This window comes from Streptomyces sp. NPDC051662 (genome assembly GCF_040681655.1).
GTDB lineage: Bacteria > Actinomycetota > Actinomycetes > Streptomycetales > Streptomycetaceae > Streptomyces.
In genome coordinates this window covers 142,771-155,324 of the sequence record NZ_JBFAZD010000009.1, presented here as the reverse complement: position 1 = coordinate 155,324, position 12,554 = coordinate 142,771, and the positions used below count along the sequence as shown (strand labels likewise).

9 protein-coding genes are annotated in these 12,554 nt (G+C 71.2%); all 9 read right to left on the bottom strand.

Going from position 1 to position 12,554, the window contains the following annotated elements:
• Positions 1-26: 26 nt before the first annotated feature.
• Positions 27-2,261 carry an MMPL family transporter gene (locus AB0M67_RS17265; protein ID WP_365746216.1) on the bottom strand — a complete coding sequence of 745 codons (2,235 nt, stop codon included), beginning with the start codon at positions 2,259-2,261 and terminating at the stop codon, positions 27-29.
• A 122-nt stretch (positions 2,262-2,383) separates the two neighbouring features.
• A complete protein-coding gene (locus AB0M67_RS17260) occupies positions 2,384-4,558 on the bottom strand; it encodes a phosphocholine-specific phospholipase C (RefSeq protein ID WP_365746215.1) in 2,175 nt (724 codons plus the stop codon).
• Positions 4,559-4,690: 132 nt separating this feature from the next.
• Positions 4,691-5,167, bottom strand: a complete 477-nt coding sequence (locus AB0M67_RS17255) for a universal stress protein (RefSeq protein ID WP_365746214.1) — start codon at positions 5,165-5,167, stop codon at positions 4,691-4,693.
• Between the two features lie 5 nt (positions 5,168-5,172).
• Complete coding sequence (locus AB0M67_RS17250; protein ID WP_365746213.1) at positions 5,173-6,429, bottom strand: SLC13 family permease; 1,257 nt, start codon at positions 6,427-6,429, stop codon at positions 5,173-5,175.
• A 222-nt stretch (positions 6,430-6,651) separates the two neighbouring features.
• Entirely contained in the window at positions 6,652-8,160 is a 1,509-nt protein-coding gene (gene gatB, locus AB0M67_RS17245) for an Asp-tRNA(Asn)/Glu-tRNA(Gln) amidotransferase subunit GatB (protein ID WP_365746212.1), read from the bottom strand.
• Between the two features lie 16 nt (positions 8,161-8,176).
• Complete coding sequence (locus tag AB0M67_RS17240; protein ID WP_365746211.1) at positions 8,177-8,419, bottom strand: hypothetical protein; 243 nt, start codon at positions 8,417-8,419, stop codon at positions 8,177-8,179.
• Positions 8,416-9,927 (bottom strand): Asp-tRNA(Asn)/Glu-tRNA(Gln) amidotransferase subunit GatA, encoded by a 1,512-nt coding sequence (gene gatA / locus AB0M67_RS17235; RefSeq protein ID WP_365746210.1) that lies wholly within the window; start codon positions 9,925-9,927, stop codon positions 8,416-8,418. Before gatA ends, AB0M67_RS17240 begins: the two co-directional genes overlap by 4 nt.
• Positions 9,928-9,932: 5 nt before the next feature.
• A complete protein-coding gene (gene gatC, locus AB0M67_RS17230; RefSeq protein ID WP_010984178.1) occupies positions 9,933-10,229 on the bottom strand; it encodes an Asp-tRNA(Asn)/Glu-tRNA(Gln) amidotransferase subunit GatC in 297 nt (98 codons plus the stop codon).
• 180 nt (positions 10,230-10,409) lie between these two features.
• Positions 10,410-12,545, bottom strand: coding sequence for a bifunctional diguanylate cyclase/phosphodiesterase (locus AB0M67_RS17225; protein ID WP_365746209.1), 2,136 nt, complete (start codon positions 12,543-12,545; stop codon positions 10,410-10,412).
• Between the last annotated feature and the right edge of the window lie 9 nt (positions 12,546-12,554).

The following is a 12,554-nucleotide window of genomic DNA, read 5'->3' as shown; positions in this document are numbered from 1 at the left end:
CTGCGAATGAACAGCCGTACGGGTGTTCACCGCACGAGCACGCTGTCCTCGGTCTCGCGCGGCTCGGGGATCTTCGCACGTTCGCGCCGTTCGGGCGCCTCGATACTGATCCGCGGCAGCCAGCGGTCGAGTCGGCGCGGCAGCCACCAGTTGGCGCCGCCGAGCATATGCATCAGGGCCGGGACCAGCAGCGTACGGAGGACGAAGGCGTCCAGCGCGACCGCCGCCGCCAGCGCGATCCCGAACATGGCGATGACCCGCTCGCCGCTCAGCACGAACGCGAGGAAGACAGAGATCATGATGACCGCCGCGGAGTTGATCACCCGCCCGGTCTCGGCGAGGCCGACGCGGACCGCCCGCCGGTTGTCCCCCGTCTCCAGCCACTCCTCGTACATCCGGCCGACCAGGAAGACCTGGTAGTCCATGGAGAGCCCGAAGAGCACCGAGACCATGATCACGGGCAGGAAGGGCTCGATCGGGCCCGCGCTGCCGAGCCCCAGCAGCTCACTCCCCCACCCCCACTGGAAGATCGCGACGACAACCCCGAAGGACGAGGCGACGGCGGCCACATTCATCAGCGCGGCCTTGACCGGGATGCCCACGGACCGGAAGGCGAGCAGCAGGAGCAGACAGCCGAGGGTGATCACGACCCCGACGAAGAGCGGCAGTTTGCCGATGACGATCTCCGCGAAGTCGTCGTAGCTCGCGGTGAGTCCGCCGACGTGGACGTCCAGGGAGGTACCGGCCTCGGCCTCGGGAAGGACATCCGTACGCAGCCGGTCGACCAGCTCGCTGGTGTCCTTCGCCTGGGGCGCCGTGTCCGGTACGACGGTGAGTGCCGCCGTGTCGCCGCTGCCGTTGAAGGTGATCGGGCCGACGGAGGCGACACCCTCCGTCGTACGCAGCGTGCTGGGCAGCTGGTCCATGGCGAGCCGGTCGTCGGCGCCGTCCAGGTGCGCGACCAGCGTCAATGGACCGTTGACGCCGGGGCCGAACCCCTCCGCGAGCCGGTCGTACGCCTGCCGGGTGGTGGAGGAGGCCGGGTTGTTGCCCTGGTCGGAGGTGCCCAGATGCAGCGAGAAGGTGGGCAGGGCGAGGACCAGCATCACCGCGGCGGCCACGGCGCCGAGCAGTTTGGGATGGCGTTCGACGAAGAGGGACCAGCGGGCGGCGAAGGTCGTGGGCCGCTCGGGCTCGGGCTCGGGCCCGTGCGCGGCGAGCCGCGCGCGTTCGCGCCGGTTCAGCGCCCGCGTACCGATGTACGAGAGCAGGGCGGGCAGCAGGGTCACCGACGCGGCGACGGTCAGGACGACCGTGAGCGAGGCGGCGATCGCGACACCGTTGAGGAAGCTCAGCCCCAGGATCAGCATGCCCAGCAGCGCGATACAGACGGTGGCCCCGGCGAAGACGACGGCTCTGCCGGTGGTCGCGACCGCGTCAACCGCCGCCTCGTGGACGCTCAGGCCGCGTTTGAGGCCCGTCCGGTGCCGGGTCACGATGAACAGGGCGTAGTCGATACCGACCCCGAGGCCGATCAGCAGCCCGAGCATCGGCGCGAAGTCGGCGACCGTCATCACATGGCCGAGCAGCGCGATGCCCGCGTACGCCGTGCCGACCGAGACCAGCGCCGTGGCCAGGGGCAGCAGACTGGCGGCGAGCGAGCCGAAGGCGAGGAAGAGAACGACGGCGGCGACACCCACGCCCACGATCTCGGCGGTGTGCGCCGTGGTGGACTCGGTGAGGGCGACGGCGCTGCCGCCGAGCTGTACGTCCAGTCCGTCGTCGGCCGCTGCCTTCGCGGTGTCGACCACCGCCTCGGCCCGCGACACGGGTATCTCGTCCGTCGGCTGCGCGAAGGTGATCCGCGCGTAGGCGGTCCGTCCGTCCGCGCTGATCTGAGCGGCGCCGTCGGCCGCGTAGGGGCCGGCGACGGACGAGACGCCCGGCAGCTTCCCGACCTTGTCGAGCATCTCCCCCATGCGCTGCTGGACATCGGGGGTACGGACGGAGCCGTACCCGGGACCGGTGCCGGAGCCGCGGTCCGCGTGCCAGACGATGGTGTTGTCGTCGCCGCCGAGCCCGCGGAAACCGTCGTTGAGCAGCTGGGCGGCGCGGCCCGACTCGGTGCCGGGAGCCTCGTAGTCGTTGGAGTACGAGGAGCCCAGCACGCCCGCGGCGGTCGAGACACCGCCGAGGGCGAGCAGCCAGAGGAGAACCGCCAGGAGACGGTGCCTGATGCACCACCGTGCTATGGCTGCCAACGGATTGCTCCCTGAGTCACTCGTGGGAGATCCACTGTCGCAGCGAATAGTGATCGTTTGTCCGTTTGGTGGGTTTACTCACAGCGTGCGGCGTGCGGGAACCCGGCCGGACTTCCGGCCGCTCAGCCGGAGACGCTCACCCGCCCGTTCTCGATGTGGCCCATCAGACGCCGGCGGAAACCGGTCCCGTCGGCACCGGCGCCGGTGTCCCCGTCGGTGGTGATCTCGATGTCGTACCAGCCGTGCGCGTCCGCCGCCGAGTGCACGACGGTCCTGCCGCGGCCCGGCTTCACCGTGATCTGCCGGGTCCAGCCGTCCAGATCCGCCTCGTCGACATAGCCCAGGGGCCGCAGCGTGAACGTGATCGGCCGGTCGCCCCTGTTGCGCAGATCGAGATGGAGATCGCGGTCGTGGTGGTCGACGGTCGAGGAGACCTCCGCGCCGTGTCCGGCCACCGGTCCGGCGAACTCACGGCGGAAGCCGTTCGGCCCGGTGATCGTGAAGCGGTACGCGTCACCGGTCAGCCCGGTAAGGGGTACCTCCCATTGCGCCGTGCCCCTTACATCGCGGTGCTGCGGGATCGCGAACTCGCCGGCGTACGGATAGAGCGCGAAGTGCGCGCTCGCGCGGCCCGTGTTGCTGAGCGCGACCTTCAACACCCGCCTCTCGTCCGTCCCCTCGATCCGGCCGGACGCGTCGGTCTGGTACGGCAGCGGCCTGGCCGGGCGTACGCCCTTCTCCTGTACGGGCATCCGCTGCTCGGCGGGCGGTACGGGCCGCCAGCGGCCGGTGAACGGCGGGATCTCGCCCGGCTGTTCGACCTCGGGCAGCCCCCGGCCGCGCTGGAAGTCGAAGGCGGAGGTCAGATCGCCGGTGACAGTGCGCCGCCACGCGGTGATGTTGGGCTCGTCCACACCGGTCCACTTCTCCAGGAAGCGGACCACGGACGTGTGGTCGAAGACCTGCGAGCAGACATAGCCGCCGACGGTCCAGGGCGAGACGACCAGCAGGGGCACCCGCACACCGAGCCCGACCGGCCGGCCCTGCCAGCGCTCGGCGGAGCCGGAGGGGCCCTCGGCCGGCGGCACGGGCGGCGGCACATGGTCGAAGAAGCCGTCGTTCTCGTCGTAGTTGATCAGTACGACGGTGTGCCGCCAGACGTCGGGGTGCGCGCCGAGCGCGTCGAGCACCTTGTAGACGAGCGTGGCGCTGGCGATCGGCGACGACGATCCCGGGTGCTCGGAGTCGATCGCCGACGGCACCAGATAGGACACCTCGGGCAGCGTCCCGGCGGCCACATCGGCCCGGAACCGCTCGGCCAGGGTGCCGCTCTCGACCCGCCGCAGCCCGCGCTCGAAGAGCGAGCGCTCGCGCCGGGTCAGCGCGGCCACGCCCTCGTCGAGCGCGGCGAGCAGCCGCTCGCGCTCGGCGGTGTCCTCGGTGTCGCGCACGGCTGCGTAGAAGGCCTCCATGTACGTGAAGCCGGCCGCACCCGCCTGGCCCGGCAGCGCACGCGCCTTGGTGAGCGCCTTGCGTGCGATGTCCTTGAAGGTGGTGAAGAACTCGATGTTGTTGTCGGTGAAGTTCTCCCACTCCGTGTACGTCTGCCAGCTCCGCCCGGCCTTCTCCAGCCGCTCGGCGTAGGTCGGCCACGGGTAGCCCGGGTGGTTGGCCTCGTCGTACGCGTCATTGCCCACGGCCCGCCGCCCGTCGGCCTCGAAGCCGGTCCAGCCGCTCCACAGGTGGTTGCGGTTGGGGCTCGTCGACGTATGGACGGAGGAGTGGTACGCGTCGCAGATGGTGAACGTGTCCGCCAGCTCGTAGTGCAGCGGGAGGTCCTGGCGGTCGTAGTACGCCATGGTGGCGGCGGTCTTGGCGGAGACCCACCGGTCCATCCACCCGTTGTTCCAGGCCGCGGCGCCGCCGTTCCAGGAGTGGTCCAGGTCCCCGATGTACTGGAGGTCCTTCTTCTGCGTCTCGGCCGCGTCCCGGATGGGGAAGGGCAGAACGGTCCCCAGCGGCCCCGGCTGCTCGAAGACGGGCTTCCCCGACGGCAGCTCGACGGCGTTACGGTCCCCGAAGCCCCGCACGCCGCGCAGCGTGCCGAAGTAGTGGTCGAAGGAGCGGTTCTCCTGCATGAGGATCACCACATGCTTGATCGCCCGCATCCCGCCCGAGGCCGGCTCGGCGGCCAGCGCGGCCTGCAAGGACGGCGGCAGCACCGATCCGACCGCCGCCGTACCCAGGGCGCCGGTGCCGAGGGCGAGCATTCTTCTGCGCGATATCTCCGGAGACATGGCCGCGACGGTAGTGAAGCCCGGTGTCCGCGAGAAGACCCGGCAACGGCCGAGGAGTGAACGTCCAAAAAGAGCCATGCCCTCCTGCGGCGGCGTCACCGCCGGCCCCGGCCCCGCGTCCCGCTGCTCCCCCTACTCCCCGTACGGCCACACCAGCAGCACCGGGCACTCCGCGTGGTCGACCACGAACCGGGTCGTCCGGCCCAGGCTGTGCGGCCCCGGGCGGTCGCGCTCCCCGTCACGCGCGCAGATCAGCAGCGCCGCGCCGGCCGCCGCGCGTACGACCTCGTGCTCCACGCGTCCATGGTGGTCGAGCAGTTCGCAGGGCCGGCCGAGCCGGTGCGCGGCGGCCTCCAGCAGATCGGCCGCGGCCGTGCCCGAGAGGGCTTCGAGCCGGGCGCCGGGGTCGCGGTCGGGGCGGTGGCCGCGGCCGAGCAGCCCCGTGAAGGCCTGGTGCGCGGCGGCGGCGATCTCGTCGTCACTGACATGGAGCAGCACCACGTCGTCGTGCGGGGCGCGTTCGCGCGCCGCGTCGACACAGGCGGGCCAGGTGGACTCGGTGATCCAGACGAGAACGGTCCTCGGTGGAGCGGGCGGCGGTACGGTCACAGCGGTCAGCCTCCGATCAGGAGCAGCGTGCCCCACAGCGCCACGGTCGAGACGACGAGCGTCGCGGGCACGGTCAGCAGACCCAGCCGGGTGAAAGCGCCCAGCGCGGGCTCGGTGTCGTGCTCATGCAGGATGCGCCGCCACAGCAGGGTGGCGAGCGAACCGACATACGTGAGATTCGGTCCGAGGTTGACGCCGATCAGCGCGGCGAGCACCGGTCCGGGGCCCGCGGGCGCGACGACCGGCAGCAGCGCCAGGATCGCCGGCAGGTTGTTGATCAGATTGGACAGTACGGCGGCGATCGCCGCGATCGCCAGCAGCGAGGGGAGCGACGAGCCGTCCGGCAGCAGCCGGCTGATCCCGGCGTCCAGGCCGTTGTCGACGACCGCCTTGACCACCACGCCGAGCGCGAGGACGAAGAGACAGAACAGCGGGGAGGCGGCCCGGACCAGCCCCCCGAGGGTGATCCGCTTCTGCCGGAGGGCGCGGACCGCGAGTACGGCCGCGCCGGCGACGGCCGCCCACAGCGGTTCGATCCCGGCGAACGAGGTGACCACGAACCCGGCCAGGGTCAGCCCCAGCACCACCAGCGTGAACACCGGCACCTCGCGGCGCTCGTCCGTGCTCGTGGGGTGCGCCCCGGCGGCCAGATCGGCGGCGAAGAAGCGGCGGAAGACGGCGTACTCGACGGCGATCGCGGCCAGCCACGGCAGCGCCATCAGCGCGGCGAACCGGGTGAAGGAGAGCCCGCTCGCCGTGAACGCCAGCAGATTGGTGAGGTTGGAGACCGGCAGCAGCAGGGACGCGGAGTTCGCGAGATGCGTACAGGCGTAGACATGCGGCCGGGGCCGGGCACCGACCCGGGCGGCGGTCGCGAAGACGACCGGGGTGAGCAGCACCACCGTGGCGTCCAGGCTCAGTACGGCGGTGATGACGGCGGCGACGGCGAACACTCCGCCGAGCAGCCGCCGGGGCCGGCCGCCGCAGAACCGGGCCACCAGCTCGCCCGCCGCCGTGAACAGCCCTTCCTCGGCGCAGAGCTGAGCCAGCACCAGCACCGCCGCGAGGAAGACGACGACGGGCAGCAGCGTGGACGTCTGTGCCCTGGCGTCCTCGGGCGAGACCGCGCCGACCACGATGACCAGCAGCGCGGCGGGCACGGCCGCGACCGCCTCGGGCAGACCGCGCGGCCGTACGACGGCGAACGCCAGCACGCCGAGTAGCAGTGCGACGGAGACGATCTCAGCGACGACGGAGTTCACGGTTCACGGGCATTCACGGGGAAGGGCCGGCCTCTGCTTCGGTGAACGTTGCGGTGAGAACGATGCGGCGACGAACGTGCGGTGAGGTGTCGAACGTGCGGCGACGAACGATGCGGTGACGAACGAACGGGGGCGGCGCACCCGTCAGGTGCGCCGCCCCCAGTGGCGTACGGACGAACCGGCGTCAGCCCTCGACACCCGGCTGCCGCGCGCCGCGCCGGATCATTCCGCCGGAGCGAGCCGCTCAAGGATCAGTTCGCGCACCCGCGCCGCGTCCGCCTGGCCGCGCGTGGCCTTCATGACCGCGCCGACCAGCGCGCCCGCCGCGGCGACCTTGCCCGCGCGGATCTTGTCGGCGATGGCCGCGTTGCCCGCGATGGCCTCGTCCACGGCCGCGCCGAGCGCGCCCTCGTCGGAGACGACCTTGAGTCCGCGCTTCTCCACGACGGTGTCGGGGTCGCCCTCGCCGGCGAGTACGCCCTCCAGCACCTGACGGGCCAGCTTGTCGTTGAGATCGCCTGATGTGACGAGCTCCGCGACCCGCGCGACCTGCGCCGGGGTGATGGGCAGTTCGTCCAGCGCGCGGCCCGACTCGTTGGCGTGCCTGGCCAGCTCGCCCATCCACCACTTGCGGGCCTGGTCGGCCGGGGCGCCCGCGCCGATCGTGGCGACGATCGGCTCGATCGCGCCCGCGTTGAGGATCGACTGCATGTCGTGCTCGGAGACGCCCCACTCCTCGCGGAGCCGGTTGCGCCGCACCCGCGGCAGCTCGGGCAGCCCCTGCCTGAGCCGCTCCACCCAGTCACGGGGCGGGGCGATGGGCACGAGGTCGGGCTCCGGGAAGTACCGGTAGTCCTCGGCCTCCTCCTTCACCCGTCCCGAGGTGGTGGAGCCGTCCTCCTCGTGGAAGTGGCGGGTCTCCTGGATGATCGTGCCGCCGGAGTTCAGCACCGCGGCGTGGCGCTGGATCTCGTAACGGGCCGCGCGCTCCACGCTGCGCAGCGAGTTGACGTTCTTCGTCTCGGAGCGCGTACCGAACTTCTCCCGCCCGTGCGGGCGCAGCGAGAGGTTCACATCGCACCGCATCTGGCCCATCTCCATCCGGGCCTCGGAGACGCCGAGCGCCTTGATCAGCTCGCGCAGCTCGGCGACATACGCCTTGGCGACCTCGGGGGCTCGCTCGCCCGCTCCCTCGATGGGCTTGGTGACGATCTCGATGAGCGGGATGCCCGCGCGGTTGTAGTCGAGCAGGGAGTGGGACGCGCCGTGGATCCGGCCGGTGGCGCCGCCGACGTGCAGCGACTTGCCGGTGTCCTCCTCCATGTGGGCGCGCTCGATCTGTACGCGGAAGATCTCGCCGTCCTCCAGCTGGACGTCCAGATAGCCGTTGAAGGCGATCGGCTCGTCGTACTGGGAGGTCTGGAAGTTCTTCGGCATGTCCGGATAGAAGTAGTTCTTCCGGGCGAAGCGGCACCACTCGGCGATCTCGCAGTTGAGCGCGAGACCGATCTTGACGGCCGACTCGACGCCGATCGCGTTGACGACCGGGAGCGAGCCCGGCATGCCCAGACAGGTCGGGCAGGTCTGCGAGTTGGGCTCGGCGCCCAGCTCGGTCGAGCAGCCGCAGAACATCTTGGTCCTGGTGCCGAGCTCGACATGGACCTCCAGGCCCATGACGGGGTCGTACGTCGCGAGGGCGTCCTCGTACGACACGAGTTCAGTGACAGTCACGGTGAAACTTTCCCTCTCAGCCCAGCAGAACGTCGTCGTCGCCCAGGCGCTTCAGCTCGCGCAGGAGCAGAGCGACGCCCGTGACGATGGCGGCGGCGGAGACGACCGCGTCGACCAGCCGGAGCGTGTCGTTGTCCTTGCGGGCCGTCCTGGCCTGCTTGACGACGCTGATCGCGCCGAACGCGGTGGTCCCGATCGACAGATACGTGCCGGTCTTGGACTTCTTGAAGCCCTTGGCCTTGCTCATTGCACTGGTCATAGTGACGGAGCCTCCTCAAGCAGCGGGTGGCCCCACTTTTCCACGAAGGCCGCCTCGACGGCCGCACCGACCTTGTAGAGCCGGTCGTCCTTCATGGCGGGGGCGATGATCTGCAGTCCGACCGGGAGGCCGTCCTCCGGCGCGAGACCGCAGGGCAGCGACATGGCGGCGTTGCCGGCCAGGTTGGTCGGGATGGTGCACAGATCCGCGAGATACATCGCCATCGGGTCATCGGCGCGCTCGCCGATCGGGAAGGCGGTGGTCGGGGTCGTCGGCGAGACGATCACGTCGACCTGCTCGAACGCCTTCTCGAAGTCCCGGGTGATGAGTGTGCGGACCTTCTGCGCCGAACCGTAGTACGCGTCGTAGTAGCCGGAGCTGAGCGCGTACGTACCGAGCATGATGCGGCGCTTGACCTCGTCGCCGAAGCCGGCCTCTCGGGTCAGGGCCGTGACGTCCTCGGCGGACCGCGTGCCGTCGTCGCCGACCCGCAGGCCGTAGCGCATGGCGTCGAAGCGTGCGAGGTTCGAGGAGCACTCGGACGGCGCGATCAGGTAGTACGCGGCGAGGCCGAGGTCGAAGGACGGGCAGTCCAGCTCGACGATCTCGGCGCCGAGCCCCTTGAGCAGTTCGACGGACTCGTCGAAGCGCTGGACGACACCGGCCTGGTAGCCCTCGCCGCGGAACTGCTTGACGACCCCGACGCGCATCCCGTCGACCGAGCCGTTGCGGGCCGCCTCGACGACCGGCGGGACCGGGGCGTCGATGGAGGTCGAGTCGAGCGGGTCGTGGCCGGCGATCACCTCGTGCAGCAGGGCGGCGTCCAGGACCGTACGGGCGCAGGGGCCGCCCTGGTCGAGGGAGGACGAGAAGGCGACCATGCCGTAGCGGGAGACCCCGCCGTACGTCGGCTTCACGCCGACCGTGCCGGTCAGCGCGGCGGGCTGGCGGATGGAGCCGCCGGTGTCCGTGCCGATGGCCAGCGGCGCCTGGTACGAGGCGAGCGAGGCGGACGAGCCGCCGCCGGAGCCGCCGGGCACCCGGGTCAGGTCCCAGGGGTTGCCGGTGGTGCCGTACGCGCTGTTCTCCGTGGAGGACCCCATGGCGAACTCGTCCATGTTGGTCTTGCCCAGGATGATGACGTCGGCCGCCTTGAGCTTCTTCGTGAGCGTCGCGTCGTAGGGCGGGAGCCAGCCTTCGAGGATCTTGGAACCGACCGTGGTCGGCACGCCCTCGGTGGTGAAGATGTCCTTGAGCGCGAGCGGGACACCGGCCAGCGGCCCGAGCTTCTCGCCCGCCGCCCGCTTCGCGTCCACGGCGCGGGCCTGGGCCAGCGCGCCCTCGCGGTCGACATGGAGGAAGGCGTGGACCTTCTCGTCGACGGCCTCGATCCTGGCGAGATGGGCCTCGGTGACCTCGACGGCCGTGAGTTCGCCGGAGGCGATCTTCGCGGCGATCTCGGCGGCGGTGAGCTTGACGCAGTTCTCGATCTTGCTGTTGACCGTCATGGCTGTTAGTCCTCCCCCAGGATCTGCGGCACCTTGAAACGCTGCTGCTCCTGGGCAGGGGCGCCGGAGAGCGCCTGCTCGGGGGTGAGCGAAGGACGGACCTCGTCCGCGCGCATGACATTGGTCAGCGGCAGCGGGTGGGAGGTCGGCGGTACGTCTTGGTCGGCTACCTCGGATACGCGGGCGACCGCGCCGATGATGTCGTCGAGCTGTCCGGCGAAGTGATCGAGCTCTTCGGCCTTCAGCTCCAGACGCGCCAGCCGGGCGAGGTGGGCGACCTCCTCGCGCGTAATGCCAGGCATGCAGCGATCCTCAGGGGTGAGTGTGATTGGTTTTCGCCCAATCCTATGGGGCCGGGCGCCCTGGCCACGAAACGGTTTGCCCTCGCCCCGTCCCAGGGGCCCCGGGAACCCCGTCCCAAAGGCCCCCGCCCGTCCTCACCGCGGCCCGCTCTCGTCAGCGGGCCGCCGCCCGGGCGGCCGTCACTGGACCACCTGGCCCGACTGCTCCCTGGCGCGCTCGACGGCCAGCCTGCGGGCGCGCGCCGCCTCCAGCTCCGCCGGGCGCTGCCAGCCCCGCTCGCCCCTGGCCAGCAGCCAGGCCGTCGCCTCGTGCGGCGGCATCGCGGCGGCCACCAGCCAGCCCTGTACCGCGTCACAGCCCAGATCTCGCAGCCGCTCCCATGTCTCGTCGTCCTCGACGCCCTCCGCGACGACCAGCAGGCCCAGTGAGTGCGCCAGATCGACCGTGCAGCGGACGATCTCCGCGTCCTCGGTGTCGACGGCGAGCTTGGCCACGAAGGAGCGGTCGATCTTCAGCTCGCTGACGGGCAGCCGCCGCAGATGCACCAGGGAGGAGTACCCCGTGCCGAAGTCGTCGAGGGACATCTTCACGCCGTGCCCGGTCAGCCCCGCGAGGGTGTCGGCCGCCCGCTGGGGGTCCTCCAGCAGGACGTGTTCCGTTATCTCCAGCTGAAGGGAGCCGGCCGGTACGCCGTGCCGGGCCAGCCGGGCCGCCACCGCGCCCGCGAACCCGGGGGTGTGCACATCTCGCGGGGAGACATTGACCGCCACCGGCACCATCAGGCCCTGGGACCGCCAGCGGGCGACCTGGGCGAGCGCCATCTCCAGTACGTATTCGGTGAGATGAGGCATCAGACCGGAGGACTCGGCGATCGCGATGAAGTCGTCGGGAGGGACCCGGCCGCGCTCCGGGTGCACCCAGCGCACCAGCGCCTCCAGCCCGGCGACCTGGCCGTCGAACCTGACCTTGGGCTGGTAGTGCAGCTCCACCTCGCCGGCGTCCAGCGCGCGGCGCAGATCGCCCAGCAGGCCCAGGCGGTCCGGGGTGTTGGAGTCCCGCTTGGACTCGTAGACCTCGACGCCCGTACGGTCCCGCTTCGCCTGGTACATCGCGACGTCCGCGCGCCGCAGCAGCCCTTCGGCGTCCACCGCGTGCTCGGGATAGACGGCGACTCCGGCGCTCGCCTCCAGGACGAGCGTCAGCCCGTCGAGGTCCAGCGGCGAGGACAGCGCGGCCACCAGATGGCGGGCGACCCGCTGGGCGCTGGTCGTGGAGTCGCAGGTGGGCAGCAGCACCGCGAACTCGTCGCCGCCGAGCCGCGCGGCCTCGGCGCCGCGTGGCAGGGCCAGCCGGAGCCGGTCGGCTATCTGCAACAGCAACCGGTCTCCCGCGAGGTGACCGAGCGTGTCATTGACCGAGCGGAAGCGGTCGAGGTCGATCAGGACCAGTCCGGCCCTGGCGCCCAGTCCCTCCGCCTCCTCCAGCGCCGCCCAGGTGCGCTCCAGCAGCCACTGCCGGTTGGGCAGTTTGGTGAGCGGGTCGCGCAGCTGCTCCTCGGCCCGTGCCCGGGCGATCCAGAGTGTGGAGTCGAGGGCGATCAGCGGAATCGCGAAGAGCGGCAGCAGCACCGGCAGGGAGACCGCGACCACACAGATCAGCGGCGCGATACCGAGCAGGGCGACCGCGACGAGACCCTGCCGGTACAGGGCCGTTCGGGCGACGGTCGGCAGCCCGCCGCTCTGCGGGGAGAGCGCGTACCAGAGCAGCACCCGCGTGACCACGAGATGGGCCGCGGCGGCCAGCACGATTTCCACAACGCTGGCGAAATCCCAGTCGAGCGGCTGCCAGGGGCGCTCGACGGTGGGAACCACACCGAACAACGCGAGCACGAGCGCGGCGGCGCCGATTCCCAGCATGTCCGCCGCGCCGTGCAGGACGCCGAGCCGCCAGCGGTGTCTGCGGGCCACCCCGACCAGCACCACGACGGCCAGTGAGACCAGTCCGGCCGCCACCCAGCCGTAGAGCAGCAGGACGGCCAGGGTGAGGGCGGCGCCGGAGCCCGTGCCGCCCCACCAGCGGTCCCGGCCGAGGGCGACCAGATGGCCCACGATGATGCCGGTCAGCACGGCCAGTGCCCATCCCTCCGTGCCACCGGGGAAGAGCGCGTGGCCGTCGCGCACCGTATGGAACAGTCCCGTCGCCAGGACGACGACGGCGAATCCCACCACAAGAGCGGGCGTCCTGGCCGCAAGGCCCGCAATTCGCGCGAATCCGCGCGGGGGTGGGACCGGGGCGGCGCTCTCGGTCGGTTTCATTCCCGTCCC